The sequence below is a fragment of the Rhizobium sp. SRI_017 genome (genome assembly GCF_057586295.1).
In genome coordinates this window covers 121,678-142,005 of the sequence record NZ_JBYCZP010000014.1, presented here as the reverse complement: position 1 = coordinate 142,005, position 20,328 = coordinate 121,678, and the positions used below count along the sequence as shown (strand labels likewise).

Annotated in this window: 19 protein-coding genes; 13 read left to right on the top strand and 6 right to left on the bottom strand. The window is 62.3% G+C overall.

The genetic code is table 11. The features are described from left to right. Positions 1-219 precede the first annotated feature (219 nt). The 3 genes from cimA (at position 220) to rarD (ending at position 3,065) form a co-directional block, all read left to right on the top strand. Positions 220-1,839, top strand: a complete 1,620-nt coding sequence (gene cimA / locus AC2YI2_RS25780; RefSeq protein WP_487389379.1) for a citramalate synthase — start codon at positions 220-222, stop codon at positions 1,837-1,839. 57 nt (positions 1,840-1,896) lie between these two features. Beyond that, positions 1,897-2,019, top strand: coding sequence for a hypothetical protein (locus tag AC2YI2_RS25775; RefSeq protein ID WP_487389378.1), 123 nt, complete (start codon positions 1,897-1,899; stop codon positions 2,017-2,019). A 128-nt stretch (positions 2,020-2,147) separates the two neighbouring features. Beyond that, complete coding sequence (rarD, locus tag AC2YI2_RS25770) at positions 2,148-3,065, top strand: EamA family transporter RarD (RefSeq protein WP_487389377.1); 918 nt, start codon at positions 2,148-2,150, stop codon at positions 3,063-3,065. A 12-nt stretch (positions 3,066-3,077) separates the two neighbouring features. Here rarD and AC2YI2_RS25765 read toward each other — a convergent pair whose 3' ends face one another. Beyond that, complete coding sequence (locus AC2YI2_RS25765) at positions 3,078-3,692, bottom strand: LOG family protein (RefSeq protein ID WP_487389376.1); 615 nt, start codon at positions 3,690-3,692, stop codon at positions 3,078-3,080. Between the two features lie 160 nt (positions 3,693-3,852). Between AC2YI2_RS25765 and AC2YI2_RS25760 the strand changes: the two genes are divergently transcribed. The 9 genes from AC2YI2_RS25760 to AC2YI2_RS25720 all read left to right on the top strand — a co-directional run bounded on the left by AC2YI2_RS25760 (position 3,853) and on the right by AC2YI2_RS25720 (position 16,030). Continuing rightward, on the top strand, positions 3,853-6,555 hold the full coding sequence (locus AC2YI2_RS25760) for a LysM peptidoglycan-binding domain-containing protein (protein WP_487389375.1): 2,703 nt from the start codon (positions 3,853-3,855) through the stop codon (positions 6,553-6,555). Between the two features lie 161 nt (positions 6,556-6,716). Then, positions 6,717-8,606: an ABCB family ABC transporter ATP-binding protein/permease gene (locus tag AC2YI2_RS25755; RefSeq protein WP_487389374.1), complete on the top strand. Its 1,890-nt coding sequence runs from the start codon at positions 6,717-6,719 to the stop codon at positions 8,604-8,606. A gap of 63 nt (positions 8,607-8,669) precedes the next feature. Continuing rightward, entirely contained in the window at positions 8,670-9,005 is a 336-nt protein-coding gene (locus tag AC2YI2_RS25750; protein ID WP_487389373.1) for a hypothetical protein, read from the top strand. After that, positions 8,992-9,297, top strand: a complete 306-nt coding sequence (locus AC2YI2_RS25745; RefSeq protein ID WP_487389372.1) for a type II toxin-antitoxin system RelE/ParE family toxin — start codon at positions 8,992-8,994, stop codon at positions 9,295-9,297. The genes AC2YI2_RS25750 and AC2YI2_RS25745 overlap by 14 nt, the downstream gene beginning before the upstream one ends. A gap of 26 nt (positions 9,298-9,323) precedes the next feature. Next, positions 9,324-10,727: a DNA repair protein RadA gene (radA, locus tag AC2YI2_RS25740; RefSeq protein WP_487389371.1), complete on the top strand. Its 1,404-nt coding sequence runs from the start codon at positions 9,324-9,326 to the stop codon at positions 10,725-10,727. Between the two features lie 92 nt (positions 10,728-10,819). Next, entirely contained in the window at positions 10,820-11,452 is a 633-nt protein-coding gene (locus AC2YI2_RS25735; protein WP_487389370.1) for a CvpA family protein, read from the top strand. A 44-nt stretch (positions 11,453-11,496) separates the two neighbouring features. Beyond that, on the top strand, positions 11,497-12,984 hold the full coding sequence (gene purF, locus AC2YI2_RS25730; RefSeq protein WP_487389369.1) for an amidophosphoribosyltransferase: 1,488 nt from the start codon (positions 11,497-11,499) through the stop codon (positions 12,982-12,984). A 67-nt stretch (positions 12,985-13,051) separates the two neighbouring features. Next, entirely contained in the window at positions 13,052-13,789 is a 738-nt protein-coding gene (locus tag AC2YI2_RS25725; protein WP_487389368.1) for an SDR family NAD(P)-dependent oxidoreductase, read from the top strand. A gap of 99 nt (positions 13,790-13,888) precedes the next feature. Then, complete coding sequence (locus tag AC2YI2_RS25720; RefSeq protein WP_487389367.1) at positions 13,889-16,030, top strand: AMP-binding protein; 2,142 nt, start codon at positions 13,889-13,891, stop codon at positions 16,028-16,030. On the opposite strand, the gene pssA is transcribed toward AC2YI2_RS25720, so the two are convergent. From pssA to alr, 5 genes are all read right to left on the bottom strand, one after another. Further along, complete coding sequence (pssA, locus tag AC2YI2_RS25715) at positions 16,007-16,885, bottom strand: CDP-diacylglycerol--serine O-phosphatidyltransferase (RefSeq protein WP_487389366.1); 879 nt, start codon at positions 16,883-16,885, stop codon at positions 16,007-16,009. The two genes, AC2YI2_RS25720 and pssA, sit on opposite strands and share 24 nt — an antisense overlap. A gap of 9 nt (positions 16,886-16,894) precedes the next feature. Then, complete coding sequence (locus AC2YI2_RS25710) at positions 16,895-17,593, bottom strand: phosphatidylserine decarboxylase (protein WP_487389365.1); 699 nt, start codon at positions 17,591-17,593, stop codon at positions 16,895-16,897. A 104-nt stretch (positions 17,594-17,697) separates the two neighbouring features. Then, positions 17,698-18,000, bottom strand: coding sequence for a CcdB family protein (locus AC2YI2_RS25705; protein WP_487389364.1), 303 nt, complete (start codon positions 17,998-18,000; stop codon positions 17,698-17,700). After that, a complete protein-coding gene (locus tag AC2YI2_RS25700; RefSeq protein ID WP_487389437.1) occupies positions 18,000-18,131 on the bottom strand; it encodes a type II toxin-antitoxin system CcdA family antitoxin in 132 nt (43 codons plus the stop codon). The genes AC2YI2_RS25705 and AC2YI2_RS25700 overlap by 1 nt, the downstream gene beginning before the upstream one ends. 126 nt (positions 18,132-18,257) lie before the next feature. Beyond that, positions 18,258-19,379: an alanine racemase gene (gene alr, locus AC2YI2_RS25695; protein WP_487389363.1), complete on the bottom strand. Its 1,122-nt coding sequence runs from the start codon at positions 19,377-19,379 to the stop codon at positions 18,258-18,260. Between the two features lie 88 nt (positions 19,380-19,467). Here alr and AC2YI2_RS25690 point away from each other — a divergent pair, with 88 nt between their 5' ends. Beyond that, positions 19,468-20,328, top strand: a complete 861-nt coding sequence (locus tag AC2YI2_RS25690) for an AraC family ligand binding domain-containing protein (RefSeq protein ID WP_487389362.1) — start codon at positions 19,468-19,470, stop codon at positions 20,326-20,328.

The following is a 20,328-nucleotide window of genomic DNA, read 5'->3' as shown; positions in this document are numbered from 1 at the left end:
ATACCCCCCTCTGCCCTGCCGGGCATCTCCCCCTCAAGGGGGGAGATCCGATGGGGCATGCACGCCGCCCCATTCTGCCGTCCGTTGCTCAGGGCGGTAGATTGAACGAAGCGCGCGCGCGCCGCTTCTTGCGAATCTCCCCCCTTGAGGGGGAGATGTCCGGCAGGACAGAGGGGGGTAGCCCCGACCCAGTAAGCACGCAGAGGGCGGGAGCCTGACATGTCCAAGGAACGCATCTACCTCTTCGACACCACTTTGCGGGACGGGCAGCAGACGCCTGGCATCGATTTTTCAGTCGAGGACAAGATTTCGATTGCCAACATGCTGGACGCCTTCGGCCTCGATTATGTCGAGGGCGGCTATCCCGGGGCCAATCCGACCGACACGCGTTTCTTCGAGAAGAAGCGCACCGGCCGCGCTGCCTTCGTCGCCTTCGGCATGACCAAACGCGCCGGAATCTCGGTCTCAAACGATCCCGGCATGTCCCTGCTTCTGCAGGCGAAATCGGATGCGATCTGTTTCGTCGCCAAGAGCTGGGACTACCATGTGAAGGTCGCGCTCGGCTGTACCAACGAGGAAAATCTCGAATCCGTCGAGCAATCCGTGAAGGCTGCGATATCGGCCGGCAAGGAGGCGATGGTCGATTGCGAACATTTCTTCGACGGCTACAAGGCCAACCGGGATTACGCTCTGGCTGTCGCGAAGACAGCGTATGAGTCCGGCGCGCGCTGGGTCGTGCTCTGTGACACCAATGGCGGCACGCAGCCGTCGGAGGTTCGCGACATCGTGGCCGCCGTCATCGCGGCCGGCGTTCCGGGCGACCATCTCGGCATCCACGCCCATAACGATACGGGCCAGGCGGTGGCCAATTCGTTGGCCGCGATCGAGGCGGGTGTGCGGCAGGTGCAGGGCACGCTCAACGGCATCGGCGAACGCTGCGGCAATGCCAATCTCGTCACCATCATTCCGACGCTGGTGCTGAAGCCGGCCTTCAGCGAGCGCTTCGAAACCGGCATCGATACAGAGAAGCTGCAAGGCCTCACCCAGCTGGCGCATGCCTTCGACGAGCTGCTCAACCGCTCGCCCGACCACCAGGCGCCCTATGTCGGCGCCTCGGCTTTCGCGACCAAGGCTGGCATCCACGCCTCGGCGCTGCTCAAGGACCCGCGCACCTATGAGCACATCCCGCCCGAGACGGTCGGCAACCTGCGCAAGGTCATGGTCTCCGACCAGGGCGGCAAGTCGAACTTCATCAACGCGCTCAAGCGCCGCGGCATCGTGGTCCCCAAGGACGATCCCAAGCTCGATGCCCTGATCTCAATCGTCAAGGAACGCGAGGCGACCGGCTACGCCTATGAGGGTGCCGATGCGAGCTTCGAACTGCTCGCGCGCCACACCCTGGGATCGGTACCCGATTTCTTCGAGGTCGAAAGCTTCCGCGTGATGATCGAGCGGCGCTTCGACGCCAATGGCAATTTGAAGACGGTCTCCGAGGCCGTGGTGAAGGTCAAGATCGACGGCGAGATGACCATGTCGGTCGCCGAATCCATCCACGGACCGGTCAACGCACTCGACATCGCGCTGCGCAAGGATCTCGGCAAATACCAGTCCGAAATCGGCGACCTCGAACTCGCCGACTTCAAGGTCCGCATCCTCAACGGATCGACCGCGGCGGTGACGCGCGTGCTGATCGAATCCACCGATGCCACAGGCGCCCGCTGGTGGACGGTGGGCGTCTCTGACAACATCATCGACGCCTCGTTCCAGGCGCTGATGGACAGCATCATCTACAAGCTGATGAAGAACCGCGAGCAGGTGGGGCAGATCGCGGCGGCGTGAGTATTTGACCGCGCCACCTGATTCGAGTTCGAAGTCTTTGGCGGCCGCGGGCATGATGTGCTCATCATCACCAATTCGGAAGGCTACACGCTCGAGCAGCAAGGTGACGACGTGATCATCCATTCCGTCTGGGGCGGCACCGTCACGGTGCACGGCGTCGAGGAATTCCAGTTCCTCTGATCGACGGGTCGGCCGGCGGCACCTGATATCGCCGTGACCGTTTGTCCTGATTGATACTCCCATCACCCGAATGAATTGGTCGGTTGCCCAATCCTGACATACACCGCCGCTTTCGGAGGAATGCGGCGATGGCGGCAACGGATTCTGCGGCAAAACCGGCGATCGGCGACGAAGATTCGCCCAAGGGCCTGGGCCTCGCGCTTCTCGTCTATCTCCTCTGGGGCGCGCTGCCGCTCTATCTCAAGATGGTCAGTCATATTCCACCGCTCGAAGTCGTGGCGCATCGCGTGCTGTGGTCGCTGCCCATCGCGGCTGCCGCACTGCTGCTGCGAGGGCGGGTCGGCGAGGTGTGGCAGCTGATCCAGCAGCCGCGCAAGAGCGGCATGGCGCTGATCACTGCAGCGCTCGTGACCGCGAACTGGCTGGTCTATGTCTATGCCATCGGTTCCGGCCATACGGTGGACGCAGCGCTCGGCTACTACATCAACCCGCTGATCTCGGTGGTGATCGCCGCCGTCGTGCTCAAGGAGAAGCTGCGCCCCGCGCAGATGGTTGCCATCGGCCTTGCGGCGATCGCGGTTGCCATTCTCGCCTGGGACGCGGGCGGATTGCCTTGGATCTCGCTCACGCTCGCCACGACCTGGGGCTTGTATGCATTGTTCCGTAAGACGCTGCCGCTCGGGCCGAACCAGGGCTTCTTCCTTGAAGTGCTGATCCTGACCCTCCCGGCGCTGGCCTACATCATTTATCTCGAAGCTGGCGGTGAAGGGCACTTCATTGTCCGAGCCGGGCTGCATGATCCCTGGCTGCTCGCCTTTGCCGGCGTCGCCACCGCCGTTCCGCTGATGATCTACGCCAATGCGGCGAAGCTGCTGAGATTGTCGACCATCGGCATCATGCAATACATCGCGCCAAGCTTCGTTTTCCTGATCGCGATCTTCATCTTCCATGAGCCGTTCGGGACAACGAAGCTCGTCGCCTTCGTGTTCATCTGGACGTCATTGATTGTGTATTCGGTATCGATGTATCGCGGCCGTCGGGCCTAGGACGGATCGAGCTCACATCTTTTCCAGAACCGAGGCGTCACCCTCGCGGGAGGCGCGGCCGGCCTTGATGATGGCGGGCACGATATCCTCGACACGATCAATGATCAGCGGCTTGACGAGATGGGCGGTGTGGATGAAGCCCTCGTCGGTCATATGTTTGACGAGTTCAAGCATCGGATTCCAGAATCCGTTGATATTGGCGAAGACCATCGGCTTCTTGTGACGGCCAAGCTGGCCCCAGGTCATGATTTCGACGATCTCCTCAAGCGTTCCGATGCCGCCGGGCAGCGTCACGAAAGCGTCGGATTGTTCGAACATCTTATGCTTGCGTTCGTGCATGTCGCGCGTCACGATGACCTCGGTGAGCGCCGATAGCGAGTGCTTCGAGGCTTCCTTGTCCATCAGGAATTCCGGGATGATGCCGGTCACCCGACCGCCCGAGGACATGACCCCCGAGGCCACGGCGCCCATGATGCCGCGCGTACCGCCGCCATAGACCAATCTCAGGCCGTGTTCCGCGATGGCGCGGCCCAAGGCGCGGCCCGCTTCCATGTAATCGGGGTTCCGGCCGGGCTGTGAGCCGCAATAGACACAGATGGATCGAATCGGGAATTTTTCGTCAGACATGTCCCGAGATGACAATTCGGAGATATGTCCGTCAACAAAAAAACCAAGAAAATGCCTGAGATTACGGGCAGAATCGGGCTAAATGCTTGAGAAGCGCAAGAGAAAAAGTTAGCAGTCGTTAAGGGGTTTTGGCGGGGGAGTCCCGCCCGGAGAAAAATAGATGAAAAGAAGCGGGGCCATCTGGCTGGTGGTTGGAGTGATCGCAGTCGCTGCGGTGCTCATGTACTTCGTTGTTCTGCCGCAGATGAAGGACGGCAAGACGGTCGAGGATATCGCCAAGAACACGGTCGAGGATGTGAAGCAGGCGGTCAACGACGCCGGCAAGCAGGTCGAGGAAGTCGCCGATGGCGCCGAGGAGGCCAAGGCGACCGCCTTCGTCAAGATGGCGCGGATCGGACAGGATGCCACCAAGGCAACCGACGAATTGCAGGCCCTGCTCGACAAGACTACACCGACGCCCGAGGAAATCACCGCAGCAAAGGCCAAGCTCAGGGCCAGGCTTCTGGAGGCGTCCGACTTTAGCCTTCCGGCCGATGCCGATAGCGCGTCCGTCGCAGCATTGGCGAAGTTGACCGCAGAGGCAAAGGCGGCAGTCGCCGAGCTCGACAAGCTTCCCGCCGATCCTGCGGCCGCGAAGAAGGCGCTGGCGGATATCAGGTCCAAGCTCCTTGCGAGCCTCCCCGAAGGCGCCGCTCTTGCGCCCTTCGAGGAGACTCAGCCTGTCGCCACCAAAGACGGCGCGGTGACCGCGGATGCCAAGAAAGACGAGCAGAAGGCCGACGGCGTTACAGAAGCCGCCAAGCCGGCCGATACCGCCAAGGTCGACCAGCCGGTTGACGCGGCCAAAGCAGCCGTGCCCGCCTTCGACATCTTGCGGGTCGAGAAGGACGGCTCGACCGTCATCGCCGGCCGTGCCGACCCTGGCGCCAAGGTCGAGATCGTCGACGGCGACAAGGTGATCGCCTCGGCCAATGCCGATGTCGCCGGCGATTTCGCCGCTGTGCTCGACAATCCGCTGACGGCTGGCGACCATTCGATCGTGCTCAAGGCGACCAGCAAGGACGGCAAATCCACGACCTCGGAGGAAGTCGCCACGGTGTCGGTTCCCAAAGATGCCTCGGGGGAACTGCTCGCCATGGTGACCAAGCCCGGCGAAGCGTCCAAGATCATGACCATGCCCGAGGTCAAGGACACGGAGATAGCGTCCAACAAGAGCGTGACGCCGGACGCCTCGAAAGAAACGAAGACCGCCGACGGCGGTGCGACCACGCAGGAGGCCGCAAAGGTCGAGGAAGCCGCAAAGGCCGAGACACAGGATGCGGCCAAGGCCGATGTGACGAAGATCGAAGAGGCGGCGAAAGCGGCTGATACCACAGCGAAGGTCACCGTCGAGACGCCGGATCTGCCGGCCAGCGCGTCGGATATCGCTTCGACCCCGCCTGCTGTTTCGCAGGATGATGCGGGGGGCAAGACCCAGGAGCAACAGGTCGCGAAGGTCGAGCAAGTGACGCCTGACACGTCCGTCGCGACCCCGGCCGACTCCGTGACACAGGCTGACCAGAAGCAGCCGGTCGGCGCGCCCGAAGTGATGGTCAGTGCCGTTGAACTGGAAGGCGACAAGATCTTCATCGCCGGTGCCACACGGCCCGGCGCCACCGTCCGGCTCTATGCCGACGATCAGGTCGTTGCCGAAGCGACGGCGGACGGCGATGGCCGCTTCGTTGCGGATGGAACGATCAAGCTCGCGGTCGGCAACCACACGATCCGTGCCGACGTGCTGAGCGGTGATGGCTCCAAGGTCGAACTACGTGCCTCCGTACCATTCTTCCGCCCTGAAGGCGATCTCGCCGCCGTGGCGAGCAACGATGCGGCGAAGGACAAACCGGCCATCGAGCCTCTGGCGGATGGCACCTTCGACAAGGCGCGCAACGAGGCTGGCAAGGCGCTCGGGCTGCTCCAGGGTCTCTATGCCAATAACCAGATGCCGTCGGCCGAGGAACTCGCGGCCGCGCGGTCGTCCGCGGAGATCGCGCTCAAGTCGCTGGCCGAAGTGCGCGTGCCGGCGGATGTCGACCCTGCGCTCGCGGCGATGGCCACCAAGGCGTCGGAAGAGGCCGGCAAGGCGCTTGATAGGCTGAAGGCTGTCCCGGCTGATGTCGCGGCTTTCAAGTCCGCTCTCGGTGAGGTCGAGACGATTGTTGGTTCGGCCGTGAAACCGGCCACCGAAGTGGCAAGTGCGAATGATGCGGCCAAGGCCGCGAAGGAGCCTGCCAAGCAGGAGCCGGTAGCTGCCGACCAGGCAAAGCCAGCCGACGAGGCAAAGCCGGCCGACACCAGGACGGCCGCGTCTCAGACCGTCGACAAAACAGGAGACCAGCTCAGCTCCAACGACGTGCAGGTGACGGCCAAGGTCGACCGCCTGGCGCAGTCGACCGAGGCGACGGCGAAGGAACAGGCGAAGACCGAGACGGAAGTCGCAACGGAACCCGCCGACAAGCCGGCAGACGCCGCCTCGACCACGACGACGACCGAAACCAAGACCGCAGCCGACACCGGAGCGACCATCGGCGACCAGACCGCGAGCCAGGAGACCGCTTCGGCCGACCAGCCGAAGGTGATCGAACAGGCGCCGCTCAAGCAGAGCGAAGGCTCGGTGATCATCCGCCGTGGCGATACGCTCTGGCAGATATCGCGCCGCGTCTATGGCAAGGGCGTGCGTTACACCACGATTTACGTCGCCAACAAGACGCAGATCAACGATCCGGATCGTATCATGCCCGGCCAGATCTTCTCCATGCCGGGCAAGTGGCTCGACAACGCCGAAGAGCTGCACAAGGAGCGGCTGCATCACCATAAGCCGTGACGAAGATGCGCGGCGTCGGCTCTGACGGTTATTGTCAGTAACCGACGACAAAATCGGCACTGTCGGTTGCGAAGCCGCATTGGCGGCACTATCTGACGATTGGGCGGCGGTCCGGAACCCTCTGGCGCCGCCCAACTCGTTCGCTCCCTCCGGTGATTTGCATGGCATCGCAAAAAAAGACCGTCTCCGCCGAATCCGGCAGGACGCTGCAGACGATACGCAACCTCTGGCCCTATATGTGGCCGTCGGAGCGGGCAGACCTGAAAATGCGGGTGGTTTGGGCCACGCTCTACCTGCTCGGTTCCAAGATCATCCTTCTCGCCGTCCCTTTTTTCTTCAAGTGGTCGACCGACGCGCTGAACGGGAAGCTTGATGCGCCCGGCCTGCTGCCCGAGTTCATGCTCGGCGCGCTGATGCTTGTCATCGCCTATAATGTCGCGCGGCTGCTGCAGTGGGGTCTCAACCAGCTGCGCGATGCAATGTTTGCCAGTGTCGGCCAGTACGCCGTGCGGCAACTCGCCTTCAAGACCTTCGTCCATCTGCACAGATTGTCGCTGCGCTTCCATCTCGAGCGCCGCACCGGCGGGCTGTCGCGTGTGATCGAGCGCGGCACCAAAGGCATCGAGACGATTGTCCGTTTCACCATCCTCAACACCGCGCCGACGCTGATCGAATTCATCCTCACCGCCATCATCTTCTGGTGGGGCTACGGCCTGACCTATCTCGGCGTCACGGCCTTCACCGTCTATGTCTATATCTGGTTCACGATAAGGGCGAGCGACTGGCGGATCAACATCCGCCGCGACATGAACGACTCCGACACCGACGCCAACACCAAGGCGATCGACTCGCTGCTCAATTTCGAGACCGTCAAATACTTCGGCAACGAGGAGATGGAGGCCAAGCGCTTCGATGTTTCCATGGCGAAATACGAGCGGTCGGCGACCCAGGTCTGGACCTCTCTCGGCTGGCTGAACTTCGGCCAGGGCGTGATCTTCGGCATCGGCACGCTGGTGATGCTGGTCATGTCGGCGCTTGCCGTGCAGAACGGCACGCAGACGATCGGCGATTTCGTCTTCATCAACGCCATGCTGATGCAACTGTCGATCCCGCTCAATTTCATCGGCTTCGTTTATCGCGAAATCCGTCAGGGCCTCACCGATATCGAGCAGATGTTCGACCTCCTGGAGGTCGATGCCGAGATCGAGGATAAGCCCGGCGCCAAGCCGCTTGTCGTCGGCTCAGGTGCCATCGCCTTCAAGGATGTGCATTTCGCCTATGATCCGGCGCGCCCGATCCTGAAAGGCATCAGTTTCGAGGTGCCCGCTGGTCATACGGTGGCCGTCGTCGGTCCGTCCGGTGCCGGCAAGTCGACGATCTCACGACTGCTCTACCGCTTCTATGACATCCAGCAGGGTTCCATCACCATCGACGGCCAGGATGTGCGCGACGTGACGCAGAAATCTCTACGCGCCGCGATCGGCATGGTTCCCCAGGACACAGTGCTCTTCAATGACACGATCGCCTACAACATCCGCTACGGCCGCCCTTCGGCCAGCGAGGCCGAGGTGGTGCAGGCTGCCGAGATCGCCCAGATCGGCACGTTCATCGAGTCTTTGCCAGAGGGCTACAAGTCGATGGTCGGTGAACGCGGCCTGAAGCTGTCGGGTGGCGAGAAGCAGCGCGTGGCGATCGCCCGTACCATCCTGAAGTCTCCGCCGATCCTGATCCTCGACGAGGCAACCTCCGCGCTCGACACCCATACCGAACAGGAAATCCAGGCAGCGCTCGACCTTGTGTCGAAGAACCGAACGACGCTGGTCATCGCCCACCGTCTCTCGACTGTCGTCAACGCCGACGAGATCATCGTCCTCAAGGAAGGCGTCATCGCTGAACGCGGCAAGCATAGCGATCTGTTGGAGCAGGGCGGCCTCTATGCCCAGATGTGGAGCCGCCAGCGCGAGGCCACGGAGGCCGAGGAGCGGCTGAAGAAGGCGCGCGAGGAAGACGATCTCGGTGTCGTCGAACGCAAGGCGCCGGCGGCAGAGTGAGTGTTGCTATTTTGTTCTTGGTTTGGTAGCTTCCGTCGAAACGAGGAACCTCGAGACAAGGCTATGGACGACAACGTGATTTCGATCTCCATTTCCCATGACGAGCGGGTGTTCATTGACGGCCAGCTCGCGGCCGGAAAGTATGCCGATGAAGAGGAGTTGCTTCATGCGGGGTTGGCTGCTCTCAAACGTCAATCGCTCGCAACGACCTCTGCTGCGGCAGGGTTTCCACCTTCCGGCTTCAGCGAGGCGGACGAGGCCATCCCATACGCTTTTGAAGACGCTGAAGAGCTTCGAAGCAGCCTCGCCGAGAGTGGGGCCAGTGGCATGAGCCAACGAAACGTGCGGGACATCATGGGGGATGTGAAGGCAAAGTTGCGGACAAATGGCGCGCTATAGGCTTTCGAATATCGCGGACCAGAAGATTGCATCCATCTACGAATATTCGGTTCTTAATTTTGGCGAGACACAGGCTGATGAATATTTTCTTGGGCTGCACGATATTTTTGAGCTCCTGGCGGACAACCCTTTGCTGGGGCGAGAAGCGTTAGAACTTGGCGCGGACATCCGGCGATTTCTCTATCAAGCGCATCTCGTTTTCTACAGGCCGGTCTCCGATGGGGTTCTGATCCTCGACATCAGAGGCACGCGGCAAAAGCTCAAATCGCAATCAACGCCGCTCGACCGATAGCCTCGCCTCGTAAAGGTTCAACAAGAGTGGCCAAGACCCGCACCCAATTCATCTGCCAGAACTGCGGCGCCGTGCATTCCCGCTGGGTCGGAAAATGCGATGGCTGCGGCGCGTGGAATACGATCATCGAGGAAGACCCGACGGCGGGCATCGGTGGTGGGCCGAACCGCAGCCCGAAGAAGGGCCGGCCGGTGGCGCTAACGACCCTTGACGGCGACATCGAAGAGGCGCCGCGGATCGAATGCGGCATTTCCGAACTCGACCGGGTGACGGGCGGCGGTTTCGTGCGCGGTTCGGCACTGCTGGTCGGTGGTGATCCCGGCATCGGCAAGTCGACGCTGCTGATGCAGGCGGCCGCGGCTCTGTCCCGCAAGGGCCATCGCGTCATTTATGTCTCTGGCGAAGAAGCGGTCGCGCAGGTGCGGCTGCGCGCGCAGCGCTTGAGCGCCGCCGACGCCGGCGTGCTGATCGCCGCCGAGACCAATGTCGAGGATATTCTCGCCACGCTCGCCGACGGCAAGCGTCCGGATCTCGTCATCATCGATTCCATCCAGACACTATGGAGCGATCTTGCCGAAGCGGCGCCCGGTACGGTGACGCAGGTCCGCGTCGGCGTGCAGGCCATGATCCGCTTTGCCAAGCAGACCGGCGCCGCGATCGTGCTGGTCGGCCATGTCACCAAGGATGGCCAGATCGCTGGTCCTCGCGTGGTCGAACACATGGTCGACGCGGTGCTCTATTTCGAAGGTGATCGCGGCCACCACCACCGCATCATGCGGACGGTCAAGAACCGTTTCGGGCCGACCGACGAGATCGGCGTCTTCGAGATGTCCGATAAGGGGCTGCGCGAGGTCTCCAACCCCTCCGAGCTCTTCCTCGGAGAGCGCAATGCGAAGTCGCCGGGCGCAGCGGTCTTCGCGGGTGTCGAGGGCACGCGACCTGTCCTCGTCGAGGTCCAGGCGCTGGTGGCGCCGACTTCGCTCGGCACGCCGCGTCGCGCCGTGGTTGGCTGGGATTCGTCGCGGCTTGCGATGATCCTGGCAGTGCTCGAGGCCCATTGCAGCGTCAGGCTTGGCAGCCATGATGTCTACCTCAATGTCGCAGGCGGCTACCGCATTTCCGAACCCGCGGCAGATATCGCGGTCGCCGCGGCGCTGGTTTCTTCGCTCGCCTCCCTTGCCCTTCCGCATGATTGTGTCTATTTCGGCGAAATCAGCCTGTCGGGCGCGGTCCGGCCGGTCGGACATACCGGCGTGCGCCTTAAAGAAGCCGAGAAATTAGGATTTCAGACCGCCGTGCTGCCATCGGGTTCGGCGGAGCTGCCGAAAGGGCTTTCCGGTCGCTGGACGCAGATCGAGAGCCTCGCCGACCTCGTTGTCGGCATTGCCGGGTCGAAACATGTGGGCCGTGCCGAAGACGACACGGATTGACACTTTCGTTTCGGCTACCGCCGATGCTATATGGGCGCGTAAAAAGGGTTTGTTAACGGTAGGATACGTCCCGCCGTTGTTTGGAGAGATATATGCCCATTACAGGTTTTGACGGGATTGTTCTGGCCGTAGTGCTGTTCTCCGCCGTTCTCGCCATGGTTCGTGGCTTTTCCCGCGAAGTTCTCTCCCTGGTAAGCTGGTTCGGTTCGGCCTATGCCGCCTACAAGCTCTACCCCTACGGCCTGCCTTACGCGAAGAATTTCATCGCCGACGAGAAATTCGCCATCATCGCCTCGGCGGCGGCGATTTTCCTCATCGCACTGATCGTGATTTCCTTCATCACCATGCGCATTGCCGACATGATCATCGACAGTCGTATCGGCGCGCTCGACCGTACGCTGGGCTTCATTTTCGGTGCCGCGCGGGGTATCCTCATTATTGTCGTCGCTGTCCAGTTCTTCAATGAATGGGTGCCGCCGACAAATCACCCGGCCTGGATCGCCGGTTCGAAATCGAAGCCCTTTCTCGACGATCTCGGGGAGAAGCTGAAGAACGCACTGCCGGAAGATGTGGCAGCCCTTCTGCGGAAGAAGATCGAAGAGAAGCTGAACGACGGCAAGGAGAACGCGACGCCTCCTGCCGAAACGTCAACGGATACCGCACCGGCCGATAACAAGACCGATACGGCTCCGGCGGAGGAAGACACCACGACGCCGCAGCAATAGCCGAGAGAGATCCCGGCGCTGACCCCTGATGAAGGCGAGTTTCGATGAGTGACAGTTTTTCCCGGTTCGAAGACGAACTCGATGGCGACACCCTGCATGAAGAGTGTGGGGTGTTCGGCATTCTGGGGCACCCCGACGCGGCGACCCTGACCGCGCTCGGTCTGCACGCGCTCCAGCATCGCGGCCAGGAAGCCGCCGGTATCGTGTCCTTCGATGGCAAGCAGTTCCGGGCCGAGAAGCATATGGGGCTGGTCGGCGATCACTATACGAACCCGGCGACGCTTGCGAAGCTGCCGGGCGAGATGGCGATCGGCCATACCCGCTATTCGACGACTGGCGAAGTGGCGCTCCGCAATGTCCAGCCGCTTTTCGCCGAGCTCGAAGTCGGCGGCATTGCCATCGCACACAATGGCAATTTCACCAACGGCCTGACGCTCCGCCGCCAAATCATCTCGACCGGCGCGATCTGTCAGTCGACGTCCGACACGGAAGTCGTGCTCCACCTCATCGCCCGCTCGCGGCACTCGTCGACGACTGACCGGTTCATCGACGCGATCCGCCAGATGGAAGGCGGTTATTCGATGGTCGCGCTCACCCGCACCAAGCTGATCGCCGCACGCGACCCGATCGGCATCCGGCCGCTGGTCATGGGCGACCTCGACGGCAAGCCGATCTTCTGTTCGGAAACCTGCGCGCTCGAAATCATCGGCGCAAAATATGTCCGGGACGTCGAGAATGGCGAGATCATCATCTGCGAAACGCAGCCGGACGGAACCATCGCGATTGAATCCCGCAAGCAGGCGCGACCGGAACCCGAGCGTCTCTGCCTGTTCGAATATGTCTATTTCGCCCGACCGGATTCGGTGGTCGGCGGCCGCAGCGTCTATGTCGCGCGGAAGAATATGGGCCTCAATCTCGCCAAGGAAGCGCCTGTCGAGGCCGATGTCGTCGTGCCGGTGCCGGATGGCGGCACACCCGCCGCACTCGGTTACGCGCAGCAGAGCGGCATTCCTTTCGAATATGGCATCATCCGCAATCACTATGTTGGCCGCACCTTCATCGAGCCGACGCAGCAGATCCGTGCCTTTGGCGTCAAGCTCAAGCATTCCGCCAATCGTGCGATGATCGCGGGCAAGCGCGTCGTTCTGGTCGACGACTCGATCGTGCGCGGCACGACCTCGGTCAAGATCGTGCAGATGATCCGCGAAGCGGGTGCCAAGGAAGTGCATATCCGCGTCGCCAGCCCAATGATCTTCCATCCGGACTTCTACGGCATCGACACGCCGGACAGGGACAAGCTGCTGGCCAACCAATATGCGGATGCGGCAGCCATGGCAAAGTTCATCGGCTGCGACTCGCTGGCTTTCCTCTCCATCGACGGACTCTATGAGGCCGTCGGCGGCGAGAAGCGCAACAATGCAAAGCCGCAGTTCACCGACCATTATTTCACCGGCGACTATCCCACCCGCCTGCTCGACAAAGATGGCGAGGCGATGGGCAACAAGCTCTCCGTCATGGTGAGCCACGGCTGATCTGGCCGCCGCACCTTACAAATGGGAGGGCGGGAAGCTCTGCCAAGCATTCGATCGCAGGGGAAACATGACCATCGACCTCAAGGGCCGTATCGCGCTCGTCACCGGCGCCTCGCGCGGCATCGGCTATTTCACGGCGCTCGAACTCGCGCGCGCCGGCGCGCATGTGATTGCCGTGGCGCGCACTGTGGGTGGTCTCGAGGAACTGGATGACGAGATCCGGAAGGGTGGCGGCGGCGCGACCCTGGTGCCGATGGACCTGACCGACATGAAGGCGATCGATGCACTGGGCGGCGCGATCTTCGAACGCTGGGGCAAGCTTGACATCCTGGTGGCCAATGCCGGCGTGCTTGGCACGATCTCGCCGATCGGTCATGTCGAGGCGAAGGTCTTCGACAAGGTGATGGCGGTCAATGTCACCGCAACGTGGCGGCTGATCCGCTCGGTCGACCCGCTGCTGCAGAAGTCCGAGGCTGGCCGCGCGCTGCTGCTGTCGTCCGCAGCCGCCCACAAATGCCGGCCGTTCTGGGGACCCTATTCGGCCTCCAAGGCCGCCGTCGAGGCGCTGGCCCGCACCTGGGCTGCCGAGACCGAACGCCTGCCGCTCCGCATCGTCAGCATCGACCCCGGCGCGACCCGCACGGCGATGCGGGCCCAGGCGATGCCGGGCGAGGATCCTGCGACGGTGCCGCATCCCTCCGATGTGGCCAAAGAGATCGCGGCTCTTGCTGGTCCCGACATGCGTGAAACCGGCAAGCTCTACATCGTCAGGGAAAAGCGCTTCGCCGATTACGTGATGCCCTAAGTTCGGCTGGCTGCCGCATTTCCTCCCTCTTCATCTGGCTCCAGAACTTGGCTAAGTAACTGATCCGCGGTTGCTCTCGTCCCCTTGGGAGGAAAAGGTTTGGAGACTGCAATTCTCGCCGTCCTGTTCGCCGCGATCGTCGCCTGGCTTATCGCCGCGGCGCGTGAAAAAGGTGCTGGCGGTATCACCTATTCACAGGCGATCCGGTTCACGCTCTATCGTTTTTTCCTCGGAATCCGGCATTTCGGCTTCGATCCCAAGCTCGAATCGCGTGGGCCATTGGTCTATTGCGTGCCTGCGCAATCGCGGCTCGACACATACATCCTTCGTGCCTTCCTGCCTGCCCAGACTTTTCAGGTCGATGCCAGCCAGGGTGGCGACACGACACACGCGCTGACGCTGTTCAAGTCCGTCATGGCTGGGCAGGGCATTGCCTGCCTATACCTGCCGCCGCAGATTGAGGCTTCCAGCGCCACAATGCAACTGCTCGAGGATGCGGGAACCGCCGCGCGCGAAGCCAATGCCAGGATCGTGCCGATCTTCCTACGCGGCACACGCTTCTCGCTCTTCTCAGTGCTCAGCCGAGAACAAGCGCCGCGCAGCCTGCTGCCTCAGGTAACGATCACCGCCGGCCCGGAATTCTCGCTCGCCGGCAATCACGACGACGGCTATTCGACCGCCATGCTCGACGGCATGGCGCGGGCCAAGTTCGACTCGGTGAACCTGAAGGTCACGCTGTTCGAGGCACTGGTCGCGGCGGCGCGGCTCTATGGCCCGTCACGGGAAATTCTCGAGGACGCGCTTGGCAGCAGGCTGACCTATGGGAAGCTGCTGATCGGCGTACGCGCGCTCGGCGTTCGGCTTGCGGCGGATAGCAAGCCGGGTGCCGCGATCGGCCTGATGCTCCCCAACTCCAGCGGCATCGTCGTAGCTCTCTTTGCCATCCTGTCCGGCGGCCGCGTTGCGGCTCTCTTGAACTACACCGCAGGCACGGCATCCGTTCTGTCGGCGCTTTCGACCGGCAATATTGGCATGGTGCTGACATCGAAAAGCTTCATCGAAAAGGCCGATCTCGGCGAACTGGTGGAGCGCATCCGGCAGGCCGGCGTCAAGGTCGTGAATATCGAGGACGTCAGGGACACAATCACCAGGATGGAGAAGGCAAAGGCGTTCCTGTTCTGGCGCAGGCGGCTCGTGGCAAGAAATGCCGAAGACCCAGCCGTCATCCTCTTCACATCGGGTTCCGAGGGGACACCGAAGGGCGTCGTGCTGTCCTCCCGCAGCTTCATGGCCAATGCTGCGCAGGTCGATAGCCGGATCGACTTCTCCTGCACCGATACGCTTTTCAACGTGCTGCCGCTGTTCCACTCCTTCGGACTGCTCGGGGGCGCTTTCCTGCCACTCTTCTATGGCGTACGGCTGTTCCTGTATCCATCGCCGCTGCACTACAAGCTCATTCCCACGGTGGCGCGCAAGGTGGCGCCTACCGTCATGTTCGGTACGGACACCTTTCTCAACGGCTACGCACGCGCCGCCAAGGACGGCGATTTCGACAGCCTCAGGATGATCGTTGCCGGTGCCGAAGCGGTGAAGCCGGAGACGCGCAAGATGTATCGCGAGCGCTTCGGAGCATTGATCGTCGAGGGCTACGGGATGACGGAGTGCTCGCCCGTCGTTGCCGTCAATTCCTCGACCTTCAGTCGCGACGGAACGGTCGGTCGTCTGCTGACCGGAATGGAAATGCGCATCGATCCGGTGGAAGGCATCGAAGAGGGCGGCCGTCTGCATGTTTCGGGCCCCAACCTGATGCTCGGCTACATGAAGGATGACCGGCCCGGCGTCCTTCAGTTGCGCGACGGAAACTGGCACGACACGGGCGACATCGTTTCGGTCGACACTGACGGATTTATTGCCATCAAGGGCCGTGCCAAGCGCTTTGCCAAGATCGCCGGCGAGATGATTTCGCTCGGAGCCGTCGAGATGATGGTCAAGCAACTCTGGCCGGAGGCGGATCACGCCGCGATTGCCATTCCCGACAAGCGGCGCGGCGAGCGCATCGTGCTGATCACCACGCAGTCGCCGGCCCGCAAGGACGAGCTCATCGCCTATTCGAAACGCTATGGCGCAACCGAAATGATGATCCCCGACGATATCGTCAATGTCGACGCCATCCCGGTGCTGGGCAGCGGCAAGGTCGATTATGCGGCGACGAGCCGGCTAGTCGCGAGCCCTGCCGTCTGAGGGATCGAGGGGAGGGGTGCCATCGTCGGGCACGACTCCTTCTTCGACATGGATTTCCGACGGCGGAAGAGAGCCGAATTTCCGGTGCCACGCGCGGGCGCCGAACGGTATCGTGCAGAGATAGAGGACCGACGTCGCCGCCAGCACTTCCCAGGTGAAGCTCATCAAGAGCGCCACATAGACGACGACGACGAGGATGAAGGGCAGGGCGTTCTCGCGCCGGATCATGCCCTGTGCCTTGCCTGACCAGACGGGAATGCGCGAGACGAGCAGATAGCCGATCGCCACGGTGTAGGCCGCGGACGCGTAAGCATAGATCGGCGACGGCTCGACGCCGAGGAAGCCGACATAGACGGGCAGCATGACGAGCAACGCGCCGGCCGGTGCGGGAACGCCGACGAAATACTCCGACAGCCATTTCGGCTTGTTGGGCCGGTCCACCATCACATTGAAACGTGCCAGGCGCAGGCCGGCGGAGATCGCGAAGATCAGCGCAGCGATCCAGCCGAAGGAGCGCGCCTGGTCGAGCACATAGACATAGAGCACCAGCGCCGGCGCGACACCGAAATTGACTATGTCGGCGAGCGAATCCATCTGCACGCCGAAATTCGACGTCGCTCGCATCATCCGCGCAATGCGGCCGTCGATGCCGTCGAGGAAGGCAGCAAGCAACACCATCGATACGGCGAGTTCATAGCGGCCTTCGAAGGCGAGGCGAATGCCGGACAGGCCCGCGCAGATCGCCAGGACCGTGATCAGGTTCGGCACCATCATGCGAAGCGGGATTTCCCGCAATCGGGGGCCGCGAGAGCCGTCGTCTTTCTGGCTGCCGGGCGGTGTCGCTGCGCTATCCATCGCCGTACCTCACATGCGCCGGCTGAGCACCGGCCCTTTGTCGCTGCCGAATTCTGCAAGAACCGTCTCGCCGCCGATGGCCGACTGGCCAACAGTGACGCGTGGTGTGAAGCCCTCGGGTAGGTAGACGTCGAGCCGCGAGCCGAAGCGGATGAGGCCGAAGCGCTGGCCGGCATCGACATGCATAGTAGGTGTGACCCAGCAGACGATGCGGCGCGCAACCATGCCGGCGACCTGCACGACCCCGATCCGGCCATGGGCCGAATCGATCACCAGGCCGTTACGCTCGTTGTCTTCGCTGGCCTTGTCGAGATCGGCATTGAGGAACTTGCCCTCGCGATGGACCACGTGATCGATGGTGCCCTTCATCGGGGCGCGGTTCACATGACAATTGAAGACATTCATGAAGATCGAGATCTTCAGCATCGGCTCGGAGGAGAGCGCCAGTTCCTCAGGCGGCACCGTCATCGCGACAAGCGACACCGTGCCATCGGCCGGGCTGATCGCGTAGTCGTCCTCCTGCGGCACCGAGCGCTCGGGGTCCCGGAAGAAATAAGCGCACCAGGCGGTGAAGATCATGCCGACCCAAAATAACGGCATCCAGAGGAATCCTAATATCAACGACACCGCAAAGAAGGCGACAATGAACTTGTGCCCTTCCGGATGGATCGGCACGAGTGTCTTGCGGAAGGTGTTGATAAGGCTCATTCGGTTCTCTGGCTCCTGATGACCGGCACCGGACTAGCGCGAAATGGGGTCACACTCAACCTTGTTCAAGGTGGAAAGGGTGTGGAGGCGGGGCTGTCTTGCCATCAGACGCCGACGAACAGAACGTCGAGGGCGCCGACGATCCGATCGCGCTGGTCTTCGATATTGCCGATTGGTTTGCCAAGATCCCGGGTTCGGACGGCCGACATGAGTTGCGACATGAATAGAAAAGTTCTGGAGTCGAAGGTCAGTTCCCGATTGACCCGTCTCAATGGCTTGATTCCTGGATCCAGTGGAATCAGCGGCGCCATGAGGCGGGTGTTGAACTCATCGACAGCACCTGACTGGAGATCGACGAACAGCATGCCCTGATCGTTTGGAAGGGAATAGACGTCGAATTGGGCCATCAGAACTGACGATATTTTGCCAACGGAAGCCCGTGCTCCTCAACCCATGCGTTGAGCGAGGCAAACGCCTCGGCGTTTTCATCTTGTAAAGACGCTCTTCCTCTTCCCGTTCGGCGGCAGGCCTGGCCAATCGGTCGGCGCGACGGCTTCGCACCGCTGCCTTGAAGTCCCCTGGTACGTCCGGCTTCTGCTTGTTGGACATGAGCGCTCCGCAGTTATGGGGCACATCTTATGCCCAACTCTCAGGATTTCAACTCCTACACATACCGCCGCTCGTAGCGCTGACTGAGGCTCGTCAGCAATTCATAAGCGATCGTGCCGGCCGACCGTGCCGCGTCGTCCAGCGTGATTCCATTTCCGAACAGGCTGACGTAATCGCCTGTCCGGACGTCCTTTTCGGCGACATCGGTAACGTCGAATGTCGTCAGGTCCATCGTCACCCGGCCGAGAATGGGCACTCTGCAGTCGGCGACAAAGCCATATCCACCCGGCTTGGCCCCTTGCCTCAGCGGGACGCCGGAGCCGGACAGCGCGCGCTGCCAGCCGTCGGCATAGCCCGCGCCGATCACGGCGAGCCGGCTGTCGCGGTCCAATCTGTGCGTCGCGCCGTAGGAGACGAATTCGCCAGCCTTTGCCTGCCGAATCTGCAGGATCCGTGCCTCCGCATGCACGACCGGCTGCATAGGGTTGGCCTCACCCGACATCGGCTCGCCGCCATAGAGTGCAATCCCGGGGCGGGTCAGGTCGCAGTGATAATCCGGGCCAAGATAGATGGCGCCGGAACTCGCAAGGCTTGACTCGACACCTTCAAAGCAGCGGCGAACCTCTTGAAAAGACTCCCGCTGGAGGATGTTGAGCGGATGGTCGCGCTCGTCGGAACAGGCGAGATGGCTCATCACCAGGACCGGCTTTTCAGCCATCGCCGCGAGAGCGGGCGCCTCATCGAGGGTGAAGCCGAGGCGGTTCATGCCGGTGTCGAAATTGAGCGCGAAGGCGTGGTCGCGACACATCGCGCGGAAGGTGGCGAGCTGTTCGGATGATGCGAGGACGGGAACCAGATTCGAGGCGATGATCGACGCCTCCCAGCCCGGCCAGAAACCGAGGAGCACGAATATACGGGCCTCCGGTAATGCGGCGCGAAGCTGGACACCTTCGGGAACGGTCGCCACGAAGAAGGTGCGGCAGCCGGCACGGGAGAGGGCCCGCGCCACCGGCTCGGCACCCAACCCGTAGGCGTCCGCCTTGAGCACGGCGCTCGTCTCGGCCTCGCCGGAAATCTTCGCAAGGGTTCGCCAATTGGCGGCGACCGCAGCCGTATCGATGGTGACACGGGCGGCAGCGATGTCGAAGGCTTTGGGCTTTACGAGCGTCTGATCCATGCTCGCGCTCATAATCCTTCGTTTCCGCGACGGCAAGTATGCAACTTTTGTTCAAGACCTGCCTGTCGGAATGACATATGCATTGCCGATGCAGAACGTTTCGCAGGCGGAGGCCACCGAAGCCATTCCGGTGACCGAACGGGAGAGGACAGCCTTCTGGAGAGCCAACCGCTTCCGGAACATGGAATGCATGGCCGCGACCTTCGTCACCCACGAATTCGCCCCGCACGCCCATGACACATTCTCGATCGGCGCGATCGAAGCCGGCTGCCAGATCGCCCGCATCCGCGGCGAACAGGAATATACCGGCCCTGGCGCGCTTTACCTGCTCAACCCCGGCGAGATCCATGATGGCGCGCCCGGTGTCAGCGAGGGTTATCGCTACCGGATGATCTATCCGGATATCGAACTCCTGACCGGCATTCTGGAAGACGTGACGGGTCGCGCGTTCCAGGGCACGCCGAGCTTTTCGCGCCAGTTGCTGCGCGACGAGGCGCTGGCGCTCGATTTCCAGCGCGCACACCGGCTGGTGGAGGCGGGAACGGACCAGCTCCTCGCCGAGGAAGCGATGTATGGCGTTCTCGCCCGCATGTTCGCGCGCTATGGCAGCGTCATCATCTCGCCGCCAGGCGAAACCGGGCGGACCGGGGCAGGCCGCGCGCGCGATTACATCGCCGAGAATTTCACGAGCGAGATCGGCCTCGAGGAACTGGCCGGAGTCGCGGGCCTCAGCCGCGCGCACCTGATCCGCGCTTTCCGCCGCGAGTTCTTCATTACGCCGCATGCCTTCCAGACCGACATGCGGGTGCGCCACGCCCGGCGCCTGCTGCGCGATGGTGCATCGCCGACACACACCGCCCTGGAATGCGGCTTTGCCGACCAGGCGCATATGACGCGCCATTTCAAGGCGCGCACCGGCGTCACGCCGGCGGCGTTCCGCAAGGGCTGA